Below are 21,591 nucleotides of genomic sequence, written 5' to 3'. Positions count from 1 at the left end.
GCCCGAGAAGGCACCTCAACCCACGAAGATGCCACCCGTACCGGCCGGGTCGAACGCGAACAGGTTGAGCGACTCGACGAGCGTAACCGAGAAGCCTTTCAGATGCGGCCCTGCTCCCGCGCCCGCGCCCGCGAGGATCAGGGCCCCGTTCCCGGCGACACGCACGCCCCCCTGGAACGCCGGATCGAACGCGTAGAAGCTCCCCTGTTCCGCCCCGCCAACAAACGTCTTCACGTGCGGCGGACCGGCCGTCGCGCCCACCACGACGCTACCGCTCGCGAACCCGACTGACACCCCGCCGCCGAACCCGCTGAACGCGAAAAAACTGTTCAACAGCGCCCCGCTCGCGCCGTCGAAAACTTTAATGTGCGCCCCGCTCGTGGCGGTGCCAGTGATGATATCCACGCGCCCGTCGCCGTTCGCATCCCCCGTGGCAACCGTTACCCCGCCCGTGAACCCGTCGTAGGCGAGGAAGCTGCGGATCACAGCACCCGTCACCCCGTCGAACGCCTTCACGTGCGAGGCGCCCGTTGCGGTGCCCACGATGATGTCGGCGCGGCCGTCGCCGTTTACGTCGCCACTCGCGACGAACAGCCCGCCCAGGAACGCCGGATCAAATGCGAGAAAGCTTCGCACTAGCCCGCCGGTCGCGCCGTCGAACACCTTTACGTGTGGCGGTGCCCCCGGGGCCGTCCCCGCGACGACGTCTTCCACCCCGTCGCCGGTCACGTCACCGCTCGCGACGCGCACCCCGCCGCTGTACCCCGCGTAGGCGGTTACGGTGAATCGCGTGGTGCCGTCCGCGCTCAGGGCAGCGATCCGGGACGCGACGCCCGGGCCGGTCCCGACCGCAATCAGTTGCGCCGGGGCCGTCGGCCCAGTCGCGGCGATCTGGTAGATGCGCCCGGTGTTCAGGCTCAGGTACAGCAACCGGCCGTCCGGCAGCACGTCCAGATCGACCACGCCGGAACCGGCGGTCGGGTCGGCGAACGTGGTAACCGCGCCCGAACTTTCGTCCCGGAGGAAGATGCGGCTGCTCACGAAGTCCGCGAAGTAGTAATCGCCCACGAACGCACCCGGGAACGATGCAGTGGTGGGGTTGTAGAACGCCCCGCCCGCGATCGAATTCCCTTGCAGCGGGCCGCTCCCGTGCGCGTACGCGTACACCGGACGGGTGAAGCCCGGGAGGGCCGCAGGGTCGAAGTCGCCCTCGGTGGTCGGCCACCCGTAGTTCGCCCCCACGGCCCCTTGGTTCACCTCCTCGAACTGAGTGCCGCCGACGTCGTTGATGAGCAACCGCCCGGTGCCGGGCTGAACGGCCATCGTGAACGGGTTCCGCAACCCCAGGGCGTAGATCGCGCGGTTGTCGCCGGTCGCGGTTCCGAAGAACGGGTTGTCACTCGGAATGGTACCGTCCGAGTTGATGCGGAGCACTTTGCCCGACACGTTGGTGAGCGACTGTGAATTGCTGCTCACCCCCGCATCGCCGACGCCAACGTAGAGCTTGCCGTCCGCGCCGAAGACCAGCGCTCCACCGTTGTGGTTGCCGTTCGTGGACGGGATGTTGTCCAGCAGAATGGTTTCCGGTCCCGCCGCGGTGTTCCCGTTCGCGACGAACCGGCTGACCCGGTTCACCAGTGTACCACTGGTGGTGTAGTAGACATAGATGAAGTTGTTGGCAGCGAAGTTGGGGTCGAGAGCCACACCGATGAGGCCGCGTTCACTGGCCGTGTCCACGCCCACCGTGAGGAACGGGGTCGCGAGTACGGAGCCGTTTTGCACCACCCGGAGCGCGCCCGCCTTTTCGGCGACGAAGATGCGCCCGTCGGGCGCGAGCGCCATCGCAGTCGGTTGGACTAGCCCCGACGCGAGCACCGACTCTGTAAACCCTGCGACGACCGCGGGCGTCTCGCGTGCCTCGAGCTCCTCGCAGCGCAGCCGCGCGGCCCACCGGGAATGTACTCTCATGCGTAACCCTCGGCGGGCGACCACGGGCGCGAGCGGAAGAAGTGGCAAACCCTCGCCGCGTATTATACCCGCCCCCTGAGGTGCGAATTCACATCACGAAGGTTCGCTCGGGGCGCGAAGTTGGTCTCGTGAGTAGCCACTCAATATGATCGGCATTCCATCTCCAGTAGCACCCGAGGCAGGTAGCGATCTCAGCACCGCTCCCCGAGCGTATGGAATCCTGGCCCGCGCCGGCCCGAGCGCAACCGAGCCTGCCCGCCACCGCATGATCCCGGCCACGTTATTGCATTCCGCGCGCTCGTCTGCTCCAATCGGTCCCATGAGCACACTCATCTTTTGCACCCTGGTGGGCGCCCAGCCCATCGCCCCGTCATCAAATTCGACACACTCACTCCGGATCAAGCCGCGCGCCTCGCGGGTGACAGCGTGACGATCCGGTTCACGGTCGTGGACGCGCCCGCGTACACGTGGCCCGTCAACGGCCAACTGCGCACGATCTGTGGTCCCGTGTTGCGCGACGGTGACGATCAGGAGCGCACTGTGTCACTGATCGGGGACCGGACCAAGAAGGCGCGCGAGGGAAAGACGCTCACCGTGCGCGGGACGCTGCGGGTCGTTCACCACGAGGCGTATGCGGTCAACGGGGTCCACGTCCCGGCCTGGACCGACATCCGGTTCGAGGAGCGCTGATAGAGCACATCTGCTTCAGGTATTGGACCTGTCGGTTGGAGGAACTCCGACACGGTCAGGAAAACGGGTGAGTGTCGGGAGTATGATGACCGGTCATCACACTCCCGGTCTACGAGAGATAGGATCGGCACACCCTCAACCACGCGCATTGCTGACGGATCGGGTTGTCGTCGTCGCGTGCTAGTATCGCGGTCGGGCCGGCGAGCTAAATCTTCGGGCGGAGGCGGGGCACTCACCGACTACTTCATCCCGGCGGACGGCGACGACGAGAGCGTCGCCGTCCGCCGGGATGACCGGGCGCGGGAAATGCACTCCCGGCCCGCGATCTCGAGCGAAGAATCACTTCTCAACCGCCGGAACGTCCTGGAAGATGGCTTCGCTGTGGGTGACGGTGGCTCCGTTCTGGCGGTAGGTTACCGACCCGTACTTGCGGAAGATTTTCAGGGCGCCAGTCACTTTCCGGGCCACCTCTTCGTTCTGTTTCGCGTCCCCTCCCGCGGCGACCGTGCGGAGGCCGAAATCGACCCACGGGGCGGCCGTGTCAACCATCCCGGCCCAGTTAAGGTAGAAGGCCGAGTCCGCGGCCTTGCGCGCGAAGGGCGCCAGCCCGGCCGCGAGCGGCGTTTCGCTCAGGAGCCGGTCGGCGTGGCCGCGCGACAGGGCCAGGACCGCGACCTTGTCCGAGAGCCCGCCGGTCGGCTGGAGTTGCTCGTCCACCCCCAACCCCGCCGGGAGCGGGTAGTGCGCGAAGGTTCGCCCCCCCTTGGTCTCAACCTTCGGCCGCGGAATTTCAAACTCCGGGATCGATCCCGGAGGTGCCAGTTCCCGCGCCTTGCCCAACAGCTTGTTGGCGCCCGCAAGGTACCCTTCCAGGGCCTTTTCGAGCTTCTCCCGGTCGCTCACCCCGACCACGATGCCGAGTTCTGGCAGGGGCATCGGCCGGTCGGTCGGGAGCGCGGCGTGCCACTGCTTGCTGGACCACTTGGCGTCGAGGACCACGGCCTCCTGTCCGTCCGCGAGGGCCGGCAGCCAGAGCCGCTCGGTCACGTCGCTCAACTCTTGCAGCACCGGGTAAATCTCCTGGCGCACCGACTTGATGATCGGCTCGGCGTCCGGTGCCTTGGCGATTGCGACCTTTTCGACGTGGCCCGCGATGATCTTGGCCCACTTGACCGCCGCCCGGTAGTCGTCGACCGTGGTGCCCGAGCGCCACACGGCCGCCATCAGCGGGTCGCCGCCGAGGTGGTTCAACAGGGTGAGCGGGCGCGACTCGCCGGCCGCGGCGGGCGAGTAGTCGTGGGCGTAGGTCTCCCACCCGCGCGCGGTGCGGAAGCTGAACGAGGTCGCCGCGCCCGGCTTCGTGATGTCCTTGGCGATCGACTTCAGCAGCGCTTCGCCGTCTTTTTCGATCGCCTTCCGCAAGTCATCGGGCAGGTCCGCGTGTTCGAGCCCCGCCTTGAGCACGTCCCCGTAAGCCGTCACGTCTTCGGCGGTGGTGCCCGTCGCGCGCCGGACCGCGGCGCTGGTGTAGCCGACGGCCGTCAGCGGCTTCCCGGCGAGTTCCGCCAGCGGCTTGAACTCCGGCAGCCCCGCGAGCTTGGGTCCGGGGCCGCCGAACTTGGCCAGCTGGTCGGTGGACGGGCCGACGGCGACCAGCAGGTAACCCTGGCGCACCCCGATGGAGACGGTCAGTTTCAGCGCCTTGAGGTGCTTGATCAACGGGGCGAACTCGCCCTCCTTCTCTTCGAGCATGGCGATCGGCAGTTGGTCCCAGGGGATCAGCGACCCGTCGAGTTCGAGCACGAGGAACTCGTCCCCGTCCACCGTGGCGCGCTTCGACCGCCCCTTGAGCGGAGTATCGGCGAGTGCCCCGGCGACGAGCGGATCGAGCCGCTTCAACTGGGCCTTGACCTTGGCCGCGTCGCTCACCTTGAACCCGATCAGCAGTTCCGGAACCCGCAACCGTTCCGGCCGTTCGGCGAGCGACCGGACGACGATCCGGGCGCGGGCCGCGTTCGCGTCGCCGCCGTCCCGCCCCGCCAGTTTCAGGAAGGCGGGACCGTATTTGGCCCCGCCGAGGAGCTCCTGTCCCAAAGAGAGCAGGTCGCCCGTGCCGGTCCCGGTGGAGACGAAGACCTCGTGCGACGCCGCGTCCAGCAAGAGCCCGAGCAGCTCGGCGTTGGCCGGCTCCGTCAGAAACGCACGCAACGCGGCCGCCCCGTCGTTGCCCGGCTCGGAGAACTTCTCCATAGCCTTCTTGCGGAGCTCTTTCACCACCGGGTCGTTCCACAACCGCTGCCACGCGCGGCTGCGGCCGATCAGTTCGATCGTTTCGCCGAGCCGGAGGACCGAATGGTAGGTCTCGGCGGTGGCGGGTACCTTGTTGAGTGCCGGGGCGGGTGCGGGATCGGTCGCCCGCACCCGCCCTGTGACGACGATGGGGAGCAGCACAGCGGCGAGCACGAAACAGAGCGGGATTCGGTGGCGCGCGGAGGCGAACATCGTGGGGTCCCAAAAACGCATCGGATTGGTACAGGCCAGACGGCCGTCATTGTAGCGGCCGACTGAGACGATCTCGTTCATAAAACGCACTTTCTTTTCGGAACGCTCAGACGTATGAGCGACGGCCCAGAACGACCGCATCGCGTGTCCACACCTGATCTCCAAACGGTCGGCCGAATTGAAAACGAGAACGCCCACGGAGTGACCCCGAGGTCGTCCTCTTGACACCAGGATCGGTCCGCCCGCGCGGGTTTGCACCGGGCGCCGGATCGGTCATGCTGGGAGCGGTTCTAGGGAGCGACCAATGACCGAAGCGGAATGGCTGGCGTGCGACAACCCCGCAACCTTCATGCAGTGGATAAGCCGCCGCCTGCCCCCCCGGAAGCACCGCCTTACTTTGTGTTGTGAGTCACGGGGCCGTGTGTCTAATGATCCGTGGCTCACTGCATTAATCGAGCTGGCCGAGCGTTTTGCTGACGGGCTTGCCACTAACGAGGAGCGAGTACGGGCGCGCGAAAAAGGGATGCAGGCAGTCCGGCAGTGGCGAAGCCAAGGGGAGCACGAGAAAGCACAGCGAGCCGAGGAAGTTCTTGCGGCACTCGGTGAGTTCGATGCCGCCTACTACGTGCAACTGCACTCTGCCCTCCAAAACCTTCAACCGCAGGACATGCCCTCCCCCGATCCTTGGATATGTGACCGCTTTCGCGACGTGTTCGGGAGCTTGTTTTATTCGGCGAGGTTATCTCCCTCGTGGCGCACCTCCACCGTACTCGCGCTCGCGTCCCAGATGTACGAGTCGCGCGACTTCTCTGCGATGCCGATCCTGGCCGACGCACTCCAGGACGCCGGGTGCGACAGCACCGACGTGCTCGACCACTGCCGCGGGCCGGGACCGCACGTGCGCGGGTGCTGGGTCGTCGACCTGGTGCTCGGGAAGGAGTAGGGCGAATAGAAACGGAACAGCTCGGCTCCCGTGACAGTTGCTCACGTGTGTTCAGCGCGGCTTGCGCGGGCGATCCTCAATCACGAAATGCGGGCGGACTCGCACACCGCTCGCGCGCACGAGTTGAACAGCTTTGGGGCACAGGGTGCCGGTGATGGTGTCTTGTGGGCCGGGATCGGTGGAGATGACGGGGGCGACGGGAACGTTGTACGCGAAACTGAAGCTGACACCCGGTGCGGTGAAGGATCGAGGCGACTGGTCCGGCATCTACCCGCCCTCTGGTGCGTGATCCGGAACGGCTATGGGAACCACGAGCAGCCGCCGTTCCATGAGCGGTGGCCCGTTCGAGAATCTGAACTCGGTACTCGCCGGGCTCGGGAACGTGAGCGCCCCGAGTTGGATGTCCAGCTCAACGACCGCTAACGGGTCGCCTACCTCGATCACGTTCGACGCCTCGAAGATCGCCCGGTCGTCGCTCGCGTCGGCGATGCGGAACGTCAGGGGTAGATCACCGTGGCACTCGGTTAAGCAAACATAGACCGCCATTCGCGGGTGCGTCACGGGAAAATGAGATGCGTTGATTCGGGAGAACGTGCCGAGCAAAGTTCTCTTGCCCGTCGCGTGGTCCGTATGCACCGCGTCACAGAGCACTACCGCCAGGACAACTGGTTCGGGTCCGGTCATAGTTGTTGCACCAGCAGGGCTTACCGCACAGACGTGATGTCCCTAGCGGTCAACTTATCCGCGCTGTGGCACCCGGTGCAACTCTGATTTTAATTTCTGTCAGAGGTAACAAGTTATTGATGTGGGCCTAACTGGGCTAGCCCGCCGTGCGAACAAAAATAGGGCCGTCACCTGTCGGGATTTCGGCCGGGCACAAGGGGCAACCCAGCCGACCTTTCACTTCGCCAACGGCCACCTGCGTAACCAACTCCTTTACATAGATCTGAACCTGCGTGGTGATCTCCCCCACGCACCTCGAGCGTGGAACCGACACCGAGAAGGTGGCAGTTGTTGCGGAGAAGGCAACAACACGGGGTTCACACCCGGCTCCGGGCGGCACGAGAAGCGGGCATCACTCTGGTCCCGGTGTGTAACGCGGAGTTGCGCGGGGACAAGCCCGAAGTGTACATGCTCCGGGCCGCGCTCCGGCACAGGCACATGAGCCGATCCCAACTGGCCGCGGTCGGCGTGGAACTGAAGAAGCGGTACGAGGGGCCTGCCGCGGAACGGCAACGAGATTCGGGTGGGGACAAGAAAAGCCCTGCAGCAAGAGCTAGTCGAGCGACCGGATCGGTTGTGGCAAATTTGCCACAACCGATCGACGATCGGGCGGGCCGTGCCCGTGAACAAGCGGCCCGCGAAGTTGGTGTCAGCGCTCGCAACATTCAGACGGCCGAAATGGTTTCCGAGAAGGCGCCGGATCTCTTTGAGCAAGTCAAGCAAGGTGGAGTCACCGTTCACCAAGCGGCTGTGGGAATCAAGCGGCGCGAGAAGCGAGCCGAACTCGCGGCCAACACTGCGGTTGCCCCGTCGCCACCGAGAATCTGGCAGTTGCGGGCTTCTGGCCCACAACCCGGAATCGCGGCCGACTGTGAGACGCCGGTCCAATCGACCGGAATTCCGGTCGAAGGGCAGTCACCAACGAGAAGTTGGCACCTGGAACCGTCAACCAGAAGTTGACGGTTGGCGCCGCGGGGCAGTTGTGTTGACGATCGACACGACTGGAACCGTGAACCAGAAGTTCAGGGTTGGTGCGGGGAGGGAGTTGTGAACCAGAAGTTCATGACTGGAACCGTTGCCTTCCCCGCAACGGTTGGGACCGAAACGGGAATTCCCGCTTCTGTCGACAGGGCGTGTATCAAGGAGATCGTGATACACCGCGGGGTCCGAAACGCAAATTTGCGTTCCGGACGTGGTCAGTCATCAACCAGAAGTTGACAACTGAAACCTCCTCAACGACGACCGGCGCCACGAAGACCGAATGCATCGCGTTGAGCGCGTGCGCCGGTTGCGCGAGAAGGGGCTGAGCACGCGGGCGATCGCGGACGTGGTGGGCGTTACCCAACCAACAGTTTTGCGCGACCTGAAGTCAGGTGAAACATTTGTTTCACCTGACGCCGAATCCGAGCAGGAACCAGATTCATGCCCGATGCTAACCGAATCACCTGCAATTCGAGAGCACCCGCGACATTAGCGCTTTACCTTTACCATCCGGCCGCTCGCTGCGGCCTCCTGGATCGCCTCAATTGCTAACATGTCCGCGAGACCTTCTTCACCCGGCGTGGCCGGCGCCTTGCTTTGGAGGATGCACTCGGCGAAGTGGTCCATCTCGGCCGCGAAGTGATTCACTGGCCGCACTTTGATTTCTTCCCGGCCCGAATCGCGCGCGACGGCGAGTTTCTGTCCGCGGTAGGCGAACGCGTTGTCCAGTTCGACGAACCCCGTGCTCCCGTTGACCCGGAACCACCGGCTCTCGGCCGCGTCGAACCCGCAGTCGCAGTGGGCCAGCGCGCCGGATGGGAATCGCAGCTCGAACGCGACGCTCCGGGGTACCTCACGGAAGCGTGGAGTGTCCGTCGGCTCGTCCGCAAACGCGGCCACTTCGATCGGTTCCTCGCGGGTGATGTACCGGGCCGCATTCAAGCAGTAGATGCCAACGTCCCCGAGCGGCCCGCCCCGGAGCGCCTTGCTGAGTCGGATGTTCGGGGCCTTTGTGACCTGGCAGTTGGTCGCGAGGATCGTCCGCACGGCACCGATGGCTTTGTCGGCGCACAGCTTCATAACGGCGCGGTTGAACGGCTCGTAGTGGAGCCGATACGCGATCATCAGTTGTCGCTTCGCCTCTTTCGCCGTGGCGATCATCGCCCTGCAATCGGTCGAGGTCGGGGCCATCGGCTTCTCGCACAGCACGTGCTTGCCCGCCTTGAACCCGCGGATCGTGTATTCGGCGTGCATGCTGTTCGGCAGGACGATGTAAACGGCGCCGACGGCCGCATCGTCCCGGAGACGGTCGTAGCTCTGGTAATCGTAGATGTGCTTCGGGTCGATGCCGTAGGCCGCGGCAACACGCTTGGCCTTATCCGGGTGCCCACTGACGAGTGCGGTGGGGCGCGCGAGTTTACACTGCGCGAACGCGGGCATGATTTCTTCCAGGGCCAACTGGCCCAGCCCCACGATCGCGAACCCGACCGTTTTCCCGACGAACTCGGGCAGCTTTAAGTTGGGCGGTTGCTTGTCCGGCGGCGCCAGGGGCGGTTCATCAGCGCTCGCAAAGAGACCCGGTCCCGTGAGTCCGGCGGAAGCGGCCATAAACGTGCGGCGCGTGGGATCGGTGGAAGTGGCCATCGTAAACGGACCTCGGTTTGGCGGGCCGTGGACGGCATGCAACTCGCGCGCCCTCCGCCCCGTGCCAGAACCGCTCGTCACGTTGTGGGCGGAGTCGACACAACTGTGAATCTGTGCTTGGGTCACTCCAGAGGCAGAGACACTTTGGTCCCGCACGGGTGAGCCAGTTCCAACATCCCCTTCGTCACGGCCGCACCGCTCACTCGCCGTAACGTCAGCCCCTTCGCCACCACCTCGGCCGACACGGGCGGTGACGACTTCGAGTCCAGAACCCAGCGATCGGGCGACGGACGGTGCGCGGCGGGTGAACCCAGCTCGGCTCGTTCGGGAACACCACGCTGGCGGCCGGCACGACGACGACGTAATGCAACCCACGTTCGGCCAACCCGGCTCGCATGACGGAACTTCCGTAGCCCAGATCGGCGACCACCGTGCCGCCGTTGATCCCTTCGGCACGCACCTGGTCGATCAACCCCAGAGCAATCTGGCCCTTGGTCTTGGCGACCCGGAACTCTTCAGGCACGCCCGCGGCGTCCATCCGCGTGGTGTCGTCGATCCAGCTCTCGGGCAGGTGCAAACGTACGGCCAACGGGAAGTGCCCGCGTGGGCCGGAGTAGTGAAGCGTGACCGCGACCTGACAATTGGCCTGCTTGCCCAGCGCCCCGCAGTACTGGTGCTGGACCCCGACGGAATGTCGGCCCCGCTTGGGGAAACTGGTGTCGTCGAGGACGAACACGCCCTCGGGCGAACCGAACGGTTCGGCTATGAGGGCGCGGTACCGGGTCAGCACCTTCTGGTCGTCCCAGGGACTCTGGTTCACGAACTGTTGGAGTGCCTGCTCGGGATCTGTGCTGGTCAACTCGGGCGGCCGTATGACGCGGTGGGACAGGGGCTCGATGCTCTTGCGCTCGCCGTCGAGGAGCAACCCCTGGAGGTAGACACCGGCCCAACACGCGGGCTTGGACTGCGGGAAATCGGACGCGAACCGCGCCGCGTACTCACGCAGGCGCTCCAGAACGGCCGGATCGAGATCGGGGGTGAATGTCTTCATAACCCGTTAGAGGGCTGAAACTAAAGGGCGATGCACACCTCTAACGGAGTAGTGTTAGCTGTACCGTTTCATGGCGCAGCGAGCGGAAACGCATCGCGCTTGCACCGGGCGCCGGATCGGTCACGCTGGCTGCGGTTCCAGAGGGTGACCGATGACCGAAGCGAAATGGTTGGCGTCCACCGATCCACTGACCATGTTTGCGTATCTCGGAATCGTACAGGATCGGTAGGCACGCCTATTCAGAGTCGCTTGCGCCCGGCGAGTAAGGCGGATTAGCCACGTAAGCGCGCCAGGTACGGAGCCGTCCGGCTCCCGGTTGCCCGCGCCACGTCCCTCGGTACTCCCGTCGCGACCACGCGGCCACCCTCGTCGCCCGCACCCGGGCCGACGTCGATCACCCAGTCGCTCCCCGAAACGACCCGCATGTCGTGCTCGACCACGACCACCGTGTTCCCCGCGCCGACTAGCCCTTCGAGCTGGAACATCAAGCGCTCCACGTCCGCCGGGTGCAGCCCGGTTGTCGGTTCATCGAGGACGTAAAGCGTTGTCCCGCGCTCGGCCCGCTGCAACTCGGTCGCGAGCTTGATCCGCTGCGCCTCGCCACCGGACAACTCCGTCGCCGCCTGCCCGAGCCGCAGGTAACCGAGCCCGACGTCCCGGAGCACGCCGAGCGAGCGGTGGGCGTGCGGTTCGTTGGCCAGGAACTCCCACGCCGCGTCCACCGTCATCCCCAGTACGTTGGCGATGTTCTTGCCCCGGTACTCGATTTCGAGGGTCTTCGCGTTGTACCGTGTGCCGTGGCAGGCCGGGCACGGGCTGTAAACACTCGGTAGGAACAGGAGTTCGACCATCACGAACCCTTCGCCCGTGCAGGTCTCGCACCGCCCCTTGGCAACGTTGAACGAGAACCGCCCCGCGTCGTACTTCCGGGCCCGCGCCGCCTTCGTACCCGCGAACAGCTTGCGGACGTGGTCGAACAGCCCGGTGTACGTGGCCAGGTTCGAGCGCGGGGTGCGACCGATCGGCCGCTGGTCCACCACGACCAGCCGCTTGACCGCCTCCATCCCGGAGACGATCCGGCCCCCGACCGGAGACGCGGGGGCATGCTCCAGTTCCTCGCCGTCGTCCTCCGGCGGGGCGGGCTGCCCGAGGTGCCCGGCCACGAGTTCCACCAGCGCCTGACTGACCAGGCTCGACTTCCCCGACCCGGACACACCGGTCACGGCGGTGAGCACGCCGAGCGGAAAGGCGGCGTCCAGGTCCCGCAGGTTGTTCCGCGTGCCCCCTGCGAGTCGGAGCCAGCCTTTCGGGTTCCGGGGCTCCCGCCAGTTGGCGGCTTGCCCGGGAAACAGGAAGGGTCGCGTCCGGGATTCTTCGACCGTCCTGAGCCCGTCTGGCGGGCCGCTGTAAAGTACGCGGCCGCCGTGCTCGCCCGCCGCCGGTCCGACGTCCACGATCCAGTCGGCGCGGCGGATCACTTCCAGGTCGTGCTCGACTACGAACAGCGAGTTCCCGGCCGCCTTCAGTCGGTCGAGGGCGCGCAAGAGCGCCTCGGTGTCGGCCGGGTGCAGACCCGCGGAGGGTTCGTCGAGGACGTACACCACGCCGAAGAGGTTCGAGCGTACCTGGGTCGCCAGCCGCAGCCGCTGCAACTCGCCCGGCGACAGGGTCGGGGTGCTCCGCTCCAGCGTCAGGTAGCCCAGCCCGAGGTCGAGCAGCACGCCCAGACGGGCACTCATGTCCTGGGCGATCCGCCGGGTGACCTCCCCCTGTTCGGGGTGCTCGGCGTCACGCTTCTTGCGCCCCGGCGACGTCGCGTCTGCGAACGGGCGGAAGATCGCGGCCAGCCGCTCGAGCGGCTCGCGGGACAGGTCCGTGATGTCCCGGCCGGCGAACGTAACGGCCAGGGCCTCGGGGCGGAGCCGCTTGCCCCGGCAGGTGCGGCAGTCGGTGCTCACCAGGAACGGGGCCACCCGCCGCTTCATGAGCGGACTCTCGGACTTCGCGAACGTCTCCTGCACGTACCGCCGAGCGCTGGTGAACGTGCCCAGGTAGTCGTGCGGCTCCTTCCGCTTCTGCGCCCGCTTCACCTCGTCCAGGCTCTGGTGCGGGTAGACCGGGACCTGCGGCTGCTCGTCGGTGAACAGGAGCCAGTCCCGGTCCTTCTTCGGCAGGTCCCGCCACGGGGCGTCGATGTCGATGCCCAGCGCGGTGACGATGTCCCGGAGGTTCTGCCCCTGCCACGCCCCGGGCCAGGCGGCGATCGCCTTCTCCCGCAGTGAGAGCGCGTCGTCCGGCACCATCGACGCCTCGGTCGCGTCGTACACCCGGCCGAGGCCGTGGCAGTTCGGGCACGCACCCTCGGGCGTGTTCGGGGAGAACGACTCGGCGTACAGGAGCGGCTGGCCGCGCGGGTAGTCCCCGGCCCGCGAGTACAGCATCCGGAGCAGGTTCGACAGGGTGGTGACGCTGCCGACCGACGATCGCGTGGTCGGCGTGCCGCGCTGCTGCTGAAGGGCCACCGCCGGGGGCAGCCCGTCGATCGAATCGACCTCGGGGACGCTCAACTGGTGGAACAGCCGGCGGGCGTAAGGGGCGACCGATTCGAGGTACCGTCGCTGGGCCTCAGCGTAGAGGGTGCCGAAGGCGAGGGACGACTTGCCCGAGCCGGACACGCCAGTGAACACGACCAGCGCGTCGCGGGGTACATCGACGTCCACGTCCTTCAGGTTGTGCGTGCGGGCCCCGCGGACGCGCACGAATCCGGCGGGAGAGCGGCCGGCGGCGAAGCGGGTGAACGTGGGACCGGTCTTTTTCATCCCAGGAGCTCACAGTCACAACGGATGGCGCGGAAGGGCACACGTGCAGTGACATCATCACGAGGGATTCGTGGTGCAGAATTTATGCCGCCCACTTTTCGAGGGCCGTAGAGCAAGTCGCACTCGTGGTGGCGGCGGGTTCGACGTGCCGGCGCTGAACACTTGCAACAGACGAACGAGAAGCGGAATGTTATGGCACGGTAATTTCAGCGTCCCGGCTTCGGCGCAGCTTGGTGCAGGCGCTCCGGGAGCGCGCAGAAGGATGTACTCGGCTCATGTCACTCGCTTCGATTACCGCCTCCGATCTGCCCGCCGCCTTTTTATCCAACTATCGATCCGGGCCAAGTGTGAACCGCTCAATCGAAGCCCGTGATTTCTGGTCATTCTGGGGTAACCCGGATTGCGGCCATCCGTTCATTTTCGGAGCAACGCGATTCACCGGGGCCGACAAACGGCCGGGACGCTGATTGCGGAACCGGGCGTCAAATCTTCCGTCGTATGGCCCTCTGGCGGCGCGTCCTGCAAAACGAACCCAACCGGGCACGGGTGCGCCCCGGCGCCGAACTCGATGCACCGTTGGCCCTGGAGTTTCGCAAGCATTCCCAAGGTGCGGTCCAATTCGCGGGCCAGATGGCTCTCGGCCCGTGCGACCCGCTGAATGAGAGCCTCGTCGACATACAACTGAGCCGCGATGGACGTCGCCCGCTCTTCGTTCACCTCTGCGATGAGTTTCAATTCCTCTTGCTTGCGTTCGTCCGCGCGCCGTTCAGCGTTCGCGATTCGCTCGGCCAGTTCCGCTCGGATTCCGGTCACAACGGTTTTGAGATCGAGCCCGGCCAACCCAGCGGCCACCCTGAGTACCCGAAACAACCGCCCCCGGGTCCAGCGCACCCGATGAACCTCGTTTCGCTTGGACCCGGCTGCGGCCAGTGCCGCGGGCCACGGGTCCGGGCCGGAAATTCGATCGAGCAGAACGAGTGACGCGCCCAACACTTCCTCAACCGCGATTGCGTCGAGTGGCTTGCGAGGAGCGTTGCCCGGTCCAACCGCAGCGGCCGCAGCCCGATTCAGGCTTTGCCAGCAGGAACTGGATTCCTGTGCGTACCGCAAATCGGCCAGTCGATCGACGACGGTAGCGTTCGACGGGACGGGGCGCCCCGGTGCGAATACTTCCCGTGCCCCGATCTCGTCGGGGCGGGGCGGGAGCAAAGCCGACGGAACCGACAGGGCCGCGGCTTCGTGTCGGGCGACCCGTCGCAGCCTCCACATCAACCCCGCGACGCGGTCCGCCAGTTCCCGCTCGACGGCGCCGACCGGTAACAAATCCGTGATCGTGGCGTGCCGAAACTGGTCCATTTCCTCACTCGACTCGCCGAGTGCGGGAATGATGAGCAATTTCGAGAACAGCCCCGCCTTCACCGCGTTCTGTGACGAACGTGTGATTCCGCCGGGCGTTCGCGGGCCCGTCGATTGGAGGGAATTCAGGCGGTTCGCTCGGGCTCGTGCGCGTGTGGTCATTGTGCAGCCCAATGGGATTTTACTGATCGCATATCTTATTGATGTTTCAGAAGCAGAAATAAATGCGTCATTTGATATCCGTATATCATCCAAAATTACCTATTTAATTCGAGACCAATCGCCGCAACACTCATCTGCGACGGACTCGGTGCGGTGACCTCGCGGTGCGAACCCGTCGCGCCGGGCGGTGCGGATTCGAGGCCACCTGCTGGCACCCACGGCACGAGCCGGCCGTTCGCGTCAAAGACCGCCTTGGCCTTCTTGTGCCACCGTTCCGATGCTGCGAAGTCCACGTCCACTTTGACCTCCGGGACGACGTCCGCCATGCCCGCGATCATCTCCACCTTGATGCGCTCGGCGTGCGCCGCGAGGTCCGCGCCCGCGGGCACCTCGACGAGGAGTTGATCGTGAACGAAGTTCACGACCCGGTACCCGGCGCGCCACACGCGCCACAGGGCCAGCTTCGCACCGTCGCTGGCCGGCCCCTGGAAGATCGTGTTGTGTCGGGCCGTGTAACTCGCCCCGGCCCGGAGCCGGCCCGTGAGGGTAAAAACTCCCGCCCGGCCGAAGTGGCTCGCGACCGCGCGCTGTAACGCGGGCGAGGGTTGGCGGCTCCGAAGTGCCCGGGCGTGCTTCGGGGCGAGTTCGCCGCTCACGCGCTCGAGCCGTGACCAGAAGAATTCCAGGTCCTCGGCCGAATAGGGCCGACCGGCTCCCGTTGTGGGATTCTCGTGTCCGAGTACCTTCAGGCACATCATCCCGAGGACCTGGTTCGGTTCGTGCTCCCGGGCGCGGTTCTCGGGGTGTCGGACCAACCGTGCGTCCCCGGTTTCTTCGGCGTGCGCCACCGCGGTCAGGTCGAGCCCGTGCGCCAACCGCTCGGGGACGTTTACCGCGTCGGCCAGGAACGCGCGCATCTCGGGGAACTGGTCCAGCCAGTACTCCGACAGTTCGCTCGCCTCGTCCTCGGTGTACTCGACCCCATACGTTGCCCGGGCGTACGCCCGGAGGGCCCGGTCCCCCATTCCACCGGGCTTCCCGAAGTTCACCGCCTTGACCTTGCCGCGCTCGTCGTCCGTGACCTCGTGCTCCGGCTTCCCGGTGACCCGCGCGGCGAGTTCCCGGTGCAGGTCTTTGCCCGCGTTGATGAGTTCACCCATGTGCGACCGGAGCCCGAACTGGGACCGGCACGCTTGGGCCAGACACACCAGCTCGATGGTCTTATAGTCGAGGTCGAGGAACACGTGCCCGGGGCGCGGCACGAAGCAGCTCCGGACCCGGTCGTCCCGGGGCAAGTTCTGAGCGTTCAGGTCGCCGAAGGAACTCGTCCGCCCGGTCCGGGTCAGAGTCCGGAACGACGGGTGCACCTCGGCCCGGTCGAGCTTCGCGACAAACGACGAGAGCAACTTGTCCACCGCCCGGTGGGCCAACAGGTCGTCTACGAACGGGACCGCCCCCACCAACTCGGACAGCGCGTCGGCGCTCGTGGCGTACGCGGCGCCGTCGGTGCGCGGGAACGCGATCCCGGGGTACTGCCCCTCCAGCTTTTGTAACTTGGTTTGGAGCGATTTGTTCGAGCCCGCTCCGCTGACCAGGCACCCCTGGGAGCGGAGGGACGTGCGCAACCGGTTCCGTTCGCACTCGAGTACGGGCACGAGGCGCTCGCGGGCCGCGACGTCGATCCGCAGCCCGTTGGTGGTGACGGCCTGCAGGGCAATCGCGCCCTTGAGTTGTACGTGGTGGGTCAGGGGCCCATACCGTTCCCAGCAGCGCTCCAGCCAAGCGCCCGAAACGAACCCCCAAACGGTACGGGCGACGGTCCCGAGCGAGGTGATCAGGGCGCGCAGGCGCCGGAACACGCCCCAGGTAGCGACCGTGTCTCGGGCGAGGTACTCGAGGTACACGGGCTCGATCTCGGAGGGCTCGCGGGTCAGCCACCGCCCGTAGGACGTCCGGACGTCCTTGCCATTCGCGCCCCGGACGTCCTTGGGTAACTCGAGTTGCAGATAGCGGGTCACACACGCCTCGAGTGTGGACTCACCCGGGCGGTCCGCCGTGTGTCCCTCGGTCCCGAGTACGAAGAGCTTGTGCAAGAGGAGCGTATCCCACACCCGGTTCGCGTCCACGCGGTCGTACCCGTCGAACCCGGCGCCGCAAAGTTGCGCAAGGACGGCCAGGTCGAAGGGCGCGTGGTGGAACACGAGTTGCTCCCCCGGGTGCGCGGCCAGGAACGCGGGAGCATGGTCGCGGGTGACGAAGTACCCCTCGGCGCCGCCGAACGCCGCGCCGAGTACGTACGGGGGCGTGAGCCAGGGGAACTCGTCGCTGATGCGGGCCGTTTCGCAGTCGAACGTGAACGCGCCCGTGAATACCTTCCCGAGCACGGGCTTCCACGGTCGGAACTCGAAGTTGCGCCCTCCGAACTCGATTTTCACGGCCAAAGTCTCCGTTTGGTGAAGGTCGGTGGGGAGGGGTATTCACCACGGCTATGGTGCTGGTAGATAACGACTTACGCGACCAAAATGGCGGGGTGGTGAATAGAACCGACCTCGGTGCCGGGCGAGACGACTCGCGTTCGCGACCGGCACCGATCAACACCCGGGACAAATGGAGGGCGTTTCTATTCACCACCTTCACCACCTCGTCACAACTGGTGATTGGGTCGCTAGTTAGTGGTGGTGAATAGGGCTCTCATTCCCACTCTTCGCCGTTCCCGTCCTTCACCACTATGGCGTCCTCCTTCGGCGCCCCAATCGGTGCGGGCGTTGGGATCGGATCAGCACCACTTTTCCACGCCGGCGCGTCCGGCGAATGGGGTTCAGGGACGGTGGCCGTGGCGTCGGCTTGAGCGCGAGGCTCTCTCAGATCCCACGCGATCTCGAACCAGTACTTCTTCTCGCGGGCCCGGCCCTCGGCGACCCGGAGGGTCGCCTTGCCGGTGCGACCATTGAGACCAACGGGCACGGTGCGCCCGACCTTCGCGCCCAGGTACTTGCCCGCAGCAATGGCCTTGGCTTGCGTACCGCCGGCTTTCGCGTGGGCGTCGCCGAATACCCCGGCGCGCTCGAGGAACGTGACCCATTTCGCGGCCGGCAGGGCCCGATCATCGGTCCCGTGGATCATGGCGAGCACTCCTATGGTGTGGTGACGTGCGGACCGTTCGGGTCCGCGAGTACGATCTCGACGAGGGTCGACAGTTCTTCGAGCTCTGAATTAAAGGTCGCGGCGGCCTCGTCGTAGTTCGCGAGGAAAGCCGGGAACCCGTTCGCGGTCATGATCCCGCCGATTACCTCGGCCCACCCGTGCAGCCGGTGCGCCTGGGCGCCACGGGGGCGCCCCTGTTGGGTCCAGCGGACCACGAACCCGAACAGTTCGGCCAGGATCTCGGGCCGGTGCGTTCGGGCGTACGCGATCGGATCGGCGCGCCCGAACGCGCGCCGCGCCGGGTCCCCGATATACTCGAGTCGGATCGGGAGCCCGCGGCTGACGAGGTCCGGGCTCACCCGGGTCTGGTTCATCGTTAGCGCCCAAATCGCGTCGTTCGGGCGCACGTAGTTCTGGGACACGCCGAGGATCCGCAGGCTGATCTCCGGGGCCATCGAGTTGGCCTCGACCGCCGGGCTGCTGATCGGGGTACCGGTCGGGGACTTCGCGTTGTCGATCAACACGACCGATTGGCGGTTGGGCCGCAGGGTGGCGCAGATCCGCTTCTGGAGCTCCTCATCGTCGGGGGTGTAGTGGATCGGGCGCGGGTCCACCCCGTCGAGGACCATCCCGATGACGCGCACCAGCAGGGTCTTCCCGAGGCCCGGCTGGGTGCCGTCGATGAGGGCAACCGGCTTGCCGCCCTCGACGAAATGGTTGACGAGCACCCCGGTGATTAACAGTGCCAGGGCGTTCGCCGAATCGGCCGCGTCACGGAAACAGAACCCCGAGAGGAGTCGGTTTAGGTGGGGCGGGAGCCGCTCGACTGGGGCCTCGGCGTGCGGGAGCGGCGCGACATCGGGTTCGACCGGCGCGCCGTGGATCAGGTACCGCGGGCCGGGGTGATAGCCGGGATTGAGGAGCTCGTAATCGGGGCCGAACAGTGCCCGTCGCGCGTAGAGATCGATCCGCGGGAGCTCGCGCGCCAGGGGCTCGGCGTTGAGGAGCACCTGGAGGAAAACGCTCGGGAGCGGGAACCAGACCGGTTGCCCCTTTACCTCGCCCCCGCACACGAGAATGTTGGCGAGTAACCCGCCGGCCGCGGGCTCGACGCGGGCCTCCGAGCGGAGCGGCACAAGGGCCGGTTCGTCGGACGGGGCCGTGGTATCGAAGACGATCGTGCCGCCGTGGCCGTAGACGCGACCCGAGGCCCGGAGCGCGTCGATCCCGGAGCGGACGACGACTTCCACGGGCAATCGGTACTGTCCGCTCGGGGTGAGGCCGGTAAGCACATCTTGGTCACGGGCGCCGGGCGGTGGCGCAGTTTGCTCGTCGCGCACGCCCGCGCGCAAGCGCTCGGCCAACTGCGCGGCCGGTCCGGATTCCGTGGAGCCCGATTTCGATTTTGCCACGTTAGTCCCCCTTCTCGGCGGGATTCGCCATGACCGTGGCCATCAGCTGATGTAACTTCACGGACCCGCACCCGCCGTAGCAGTGGCCGCCCTTGGCGCTCGCGAGGAGCGTGCGCCCGTCGGCCCCGCACACCGGGCAGGGGGTCACGCGCTCGCTCCCGTACAGGAGCGTGGCCACCGTCGCGAACGGTTTGTCGCGGACCCGTTCGTAGAGCGCGCGGAATGTTTCGGTCGGTACCGGTGTCCCCTCCCGCAGGCGCGCGACGGCCTGCTGATTCTTCCCGTTGACGGAGCCGATCGGGCGCGTGAGGGCGGTCAGGGCCGGCGCGGTCGGGTCCGTGGGGAGGCACGATTGGACGGCCTTGATCATTCCGCGCCAGCGCTGGCGGTCGCCCGTGTCGCGAAGTTCGACCGCGGGCTTGAACCACACGAGGACGTGAAGCCCGCTCCCGCTGAACCGCACCTCGGCGCAACGCAGGACGGGGTCCCGATCGAGCCACGTGCGCACGTGGTCCTCGTACAGGCCGAGTGCGGGGCTCGCGCTGTCCGAGCCGAGGAGTTCCGGGGCGAGCAACTTGGTGTCGATGTCGCACATCATCCCGCAGACCGTAGTGACCAGGTCCTCGGGCAACGATACCGCCTCGATCGGTCCCGACTCGCGAAGATTGACGATCTGTTCGCGCTCGTCGACCCGGGGCGGCGGATCGACGGTCTTGCGTTCCGCTTTCGACGGCCTTATAGTAGTCATAGACTTTGATCCCACAGGGTTGAGTCGACCTCCTGGCGGCGGCCCCACAACGGGCCGCCGCCAGTGCCGTTTTCACGGCCATCTCGTTCATTTTTTGGGGTTTTGCTGCCTTACCACTTGCGGTGAGCGCACGTTCCGTTTCGAGGCTTGCTGGTCCCGAGGGCGTTCGCAGTAGCAAACGGAATCGCTGGGGATCGCCGTGGCGGATCGGGTGCGTGGCCGAGCTACGCGCCCATCTGCTTGAGCTTTTCGGCGGCGCGCTCCGCCGTTTTCCGTCGCGTATTCGATGATCGAGTGACAGAAGGGGGGACCGCGACGGGTTGCTCGGAGACGGCGGTCAGGACCGTGACGAAACGGGCGACCGCGGCATGGGACGTGAGCCAGCGCCCGCCGACGCGGACGGCCTCGAGCTTGACCCGATCTCCGTTGGTCCCCCGGGCCCCGGCCGTGACCCACCTGAAGACGGTACTCGGATCGACCGCCACACCGCCCCGGTGACCGGGGAACAGTCGCCCGGCGCGCGCCAAGGACAACCCGTCACCGGCCTGGATCTCAGTGAGCACTTGGGGTGCGGCGTCGGGTCCCAAAATGACATCGGCCACGGTCCACCTCCTCGCAAGAATTGCGACACGGTGAACAGTAGCCAAGTAGGCTGTCCTTTGCCAAAGGACGTCCAAGGACACTCAGGGACAAGTTTTTGGTGGGAGTGTGAGGCAGTACCCACCACCCGCCCCATTTCGTGAGGCGACCAGTGACGTCCACCGCTTGGGTAACTTGCGGATGATCCGGGAGAGCTTCTTGCCCGCCAGACCCGGCATACTCTGAATGTCGGAACCCGGGATCATGGAACCGCACCTCTCTCCCGCACCAATCGCCTTGAGGAACCAGTAGACGTCGACTGGGAGGGATGAAGCATCGGGAACCGAATCGAGTGAAACGATTCGAGATTGATCTTCGAATTCTAATCTGGAACCGGGTGTTGCGGGCACTTCGGGCCGCGTCGGTGAATGCGGCCCGACGGTTCCGATGGCCAGGAATGGTTGCGGGCCATACAGAATAATGTCTCGAACCATCGCCTCGTCGGCGGGATCAGCCCGTGAAAGTCCGGCAGCGAGCGTCTCGGCGAACGCGAACGCGAACGCAAACCCGGATTCATTTGTCCCAAGTGGGCAGTAAGGGTCGGCAGCGATCACGCGTCGCACTGCGGCCGGATCGATTTTCCCAGGTTGGAGTGACGCAGACGCTATCTCCGCTCGCAATGCTTCGGGGGTGAGCCCTAGGACCGCATCGGTCAGCGCTGAGACATGCCGCTCGAAGCGGTCACGGAGCATGAGTCGATGCCACGACGGGGTATCGGGGGTGAGGTGCCGGCGCTCGGTGATCGTCTGAACCAGTTCGTGCGTGTAGGGGTAGATGGAGTAGGCGTACGCAATGGCCGACATGACCTG

At 66.0% G+C, this 21,591-nt stretch carries 16 protein-coding genes and 1 pseudogene; 2 read left to right on the top strand and 15 right to left on the bottom strand.

The window, feature by feature from the left end:
- Nucleotides 1-15 precede the first annotated feature (15 nt).
- Nucleotides 16-1,968 carry a PQQ-dependent sugar dehydrogenase gene (locus J8F10_RS16470; RefSeq protein WP_210655396.1) on the bottom strand — a complete coding sequence of 651 codons (1,953 nt, stop codon included), beginning with the start codon at nucleotides 1,966-1,968 and terminating at the stop codon, nucleotides 16-18.
- A 426-nt stretch (nucleotides 1,969-2,394) separates the two neighbouring features.
- On the opposite strand from J8F10_RS16470, the gene J8F10_RS16465 reads away from it, so the two are divergent.
- Nucleotides 2,395-2,658, top strand: coding sequence for a hypothetical protein (locus J8F10_RS16465; protein WP_210655394.1), 264 nt, complete (start codon nucleotides 2,395-2,397; stop codon nucleotides 2,656-2,658).
- A 339-nt stretch (nucleotides 2,659-2,997) separates the two neighbouring features.
- Here J8F10_RS16465 and J8F10_RS16460 read toward each other — a convergent pair whose 3' ends face one another.
- Together J8F10_RS16460 and J8F10_RS16455 are read right to left on the bottom strand one after the other, a co-directional pair.
- On the bottom strand, nucleotides 2,998-5,160 hold the full coding sequence (locus J8F10_RS16460) for a hypothetical protein (RefSeq protein WP_210655392.1): 2,163 nt from the start codon (nucleotides 5,158-5,160) through the stop codon (nucleotides 2,998-3,000).
- 448 nt (nucleotides 5,161-5,608) lie between these two features.
- Nucleotides 5,609-5,797, bottom strand: a complete 189-nt coding sequence (locus tag J8F10_RS16455; protein WP_210655390.1) for a hypothetical protein — start codon at nucleotides 5,795-5,797, stop codon at nucleotides 5,609-5,611.
- Between the two features lie 150 nt (nucleotides 5,798-5,947).
- Between J8F10_RS16455 and J8F10_RS16450 the strand changes: the two genes are divergently transcribed.
- The gene (locus J8F10_RS16450; protein ID WP_246523404.1) at nucleotides 5,948-6,103 is read left to right on the top strand and encodes a hypothetical protein; all 156 of its coding nucleotides are present in this window, start codon (nucleotides 5,948-5,950) and stop codon (nucleotides 6,101-6,103) included.
- Nucleotides 6,104-6,154: 51 nt separating this feature from the next.
- On the opposite strand, the gene J8F10_RS16445 is transcribed toward J8F10_RS16450, so the two are convergent.
- The 12 genes and pseudogenes from J8F10_RS16445 to J8F10_RS16390 form a co-directional block, all read right to left on the bottom strand.
- The gene (locus J8F10_RS16445; protein WP_210655388.1) at nucleotides 6,155-6,370 is read right to left on the bottom strand and encodes a hypothetical protein; all 216 of its coding nucleotides are present in this window, start codon (nucleotides 6,368-6,370) and stop codon (nucleotides 6,155-6,157) included.
- Complete coding sequence (locus J8F10_RS16440; protein ID WP_210655386.1) at nucleotides 6,371-6,787, bottom strand: DUF6941 family protein; 417 nt, start codon at nucleotides 6,785-6,787, stop codon at nucleotides 6,371-6,373.
- 1,509 nt (nucleotides 6,788-8,296) lie between these two features.
- Nucleotides 8,297-9,451 carry a Gfo/Idh/MocA family protein gene (locus J8F10_RS16435; protein ID WP_246523402.1) on the bottom strand — a complete coding sequence of 385 codons (1,155 nt, stop codon included), beginning with the start codon at nucleotides 9,449-9,451 and terminating at the stop codon, nucleotides 8,297-8,299.
- 232 nt (nucleotides 9,452-9,683) lie between these two features.
- A pseudogene (locus tag J8F10_RS38980) lies at nucleotides 9,684-10,502 on the bottom strand (IS701 family transposase); the annotation flags it as partial.
- Between the two features lie 272 nt (nucleotides 10,503-10,774).
- Nucleotides 10,775-13,321, bottom strand: coding sequence for an excinuclease ABC subunit UvrA (locus tag J8F10_RS16425; RefSeq protein WP_210655384.1), 2,547 nt, complete (start codon nucleotides 13,319-13,321; stop codon nucleotides 10,775-10,777).
- Nucleotides 13,322-13,756: 435 nt separating this feature from the next.
- Nucleotides 13,757-14,677 (bottom strand): hypothetical protein, encoded by a 921-nt coding sequence (locus J8F10_RS16420; RefSeq protein ID WP_210655382.1) that lies wholly within the window; start codon nucleotides 14,675-14,677, stop codon nucleotides 13,757-13,759.
- Between the two features lie 257 nt (nucleotides 14,678-14,934).
- A complete protein-coding gene (locus J8F10_RS16415) occupies nucleotides 14,935-17,274 on the bottom strand; it encodes a DNA polymerase (RefSeq protein ID WP_210655380.1) in 2,340 nt (779 codons plus the stop codon).
- A 256-nt stretch (nucleotides 17,275-17,530) separates the two neighbouring features.
- Nucleotides 17,531-17,962, bottom strand: coding sequence for a hypothetical protein (locus tag J8F10_RS16410; RefSeq protein ID WP_210655378.1), 432 nt, complete (start codon nucleotides 17,960-17,962; stop codon nucleotides 17,531-17,533).
- Nucleotides 17,963-17,973: 11 nt separating this feature from the next.
- Nucleotides 17,974-19,395, bottom strand: coding sequence for a hypothetical protein (locus J8F10_RS16405; RefSeq protein WP_210655376.1), 1,422 nt, complete (start codon nucleotides 19,393-19,395; stop codon nucleotides 17,974-17,976).
- Between the two features lies 1 nt (nucleotide 19,396).
- Entirely contained in the window at nucleotides 19,397-20,143 is a 747-nt protein-coding gene (locus J8F10_RS16400; RefSeq protein ID WP_210655373.1) for a hypothetical protein, read from the bottom strand.
- A gap of 224 nt (nucleotides 20,144-20,367) precedes the next feature.
- Entirely contained in the window at nucleotides 20,368-20,745 is a 378-nt protein-coding gene (locus J8F10_RS16395) for a DUF1580 domain-containing protein (protein ID WP_210655371.1), read from the bottom strand.
- Nucleotides 20,746-20,826: 81 nt separating this feature from the next.
- Nucleotides 20,827-21,585 (bottom strand): hypothetical protein, encoded by a 759-nt coding sequence (locus J8F10_RS16390; RefSeq protein ID WP_210655368.1) that lies wholly within the window; start codon nucleotides 21,583-21,585, stop codon nucleotides 20,827-20,829.
- Nucleotides 21,586-21,591 lie beyond the last annotated feature (6 nt).

Source organism: Gemmata palustris, from assembly GCF_017939745.1.
Lineage (GTDB): Bacteria > Planctomycetota > Planctomycetia > Gemmatales > Gemmataceae > Gemmata > Gemmata palustris.
This window is presented reverse-complemented; position numbering and strand designations above follow the sequence as displayed.

Excerpts from the sequence above, each read along its gene's own strand:
- J8F10_RS16435 (WP_246523402.1), bottom strand. The coding sequence starts at position 9,451 with ATGGCCACTTCCACCGATCCCACGCGCCGCACGTTTATGGCCGCTTCC.
- J8F10_RS16420 (WP_210655382.1), bottom strand. The coding sequence starts at position 14,677 with ATGGACCAGTTTCGGCACGCCACGATCACGGATTTGTTACCGGTCGGC.
- J8F10_RS16400 (WP_210655373.1), bottom strand. The coding sequence starts at position 20,143 with ATGACTACTATAAGGCCGTCGAAAGCGGAACGCAAGACCGTCGATCCG.
- J8F10_RS16410 (WP_210655378.1), bottom strand. The coding sequence starts at position 17,962 with ATGATCCACGGGACCGATGATCGGGCCCTGCCGGCCGCGAAATGGGTC.
- J8F10_RS16445 (WP_210655388.1), bottom strand. The coding sequence starts at position 6,370 with ATGCCGGACCAGTCGCCTCGATCCTTCACCGCACCGGGTGTCAGCTTC.
- J8F10_RS16470 (WP_210655396.1), bottom strand. The coding sequence starts at position 1,968 with ATGAGAGTACATTCCCGGTGGGCCGCGCGGCTGCGCTGCGAGGAGCTC.
- J8F10_RS16440 (WP_210655386.1), bottom strand. The coding sequence starts at position 6,787 with ATGACCGGACCCGAACCAGTTGTCCTGGCGGTAGTGCTCTGTGACGCG.
- J8F10_RS16460 (WP_210655392.1), bottom strand. The coding sequence starts at position 5,160 with ATGTTCGCCTCCGCGCGCCACCGAATCCCGCTCTGTTTCGTGCTCGCC.
- J8F10_RS16390 (WP_210655368.1), bottom strand. The coding sequence starts at position 21,585 with ATGTCGGCCATTGCGTACGCCTACTCCATCTACCCCTACACGCACGAA.
- J8F10_RS16425 (WP_210655384.1), bottom strand. The coding sequence starts at position 13,321 with ATGAAAAAGACCGGTCCCACGTTCACCCGCTTCGCCGCCGGCCGCTCT.
- J8F10_RS16450 (WP_246523404.1), top strand. The coding sequence starts at position 5,948 with ATGTACGAGTCGCGCGACTTCTCTGCGATGCCGATCCTGGCCGACGCA.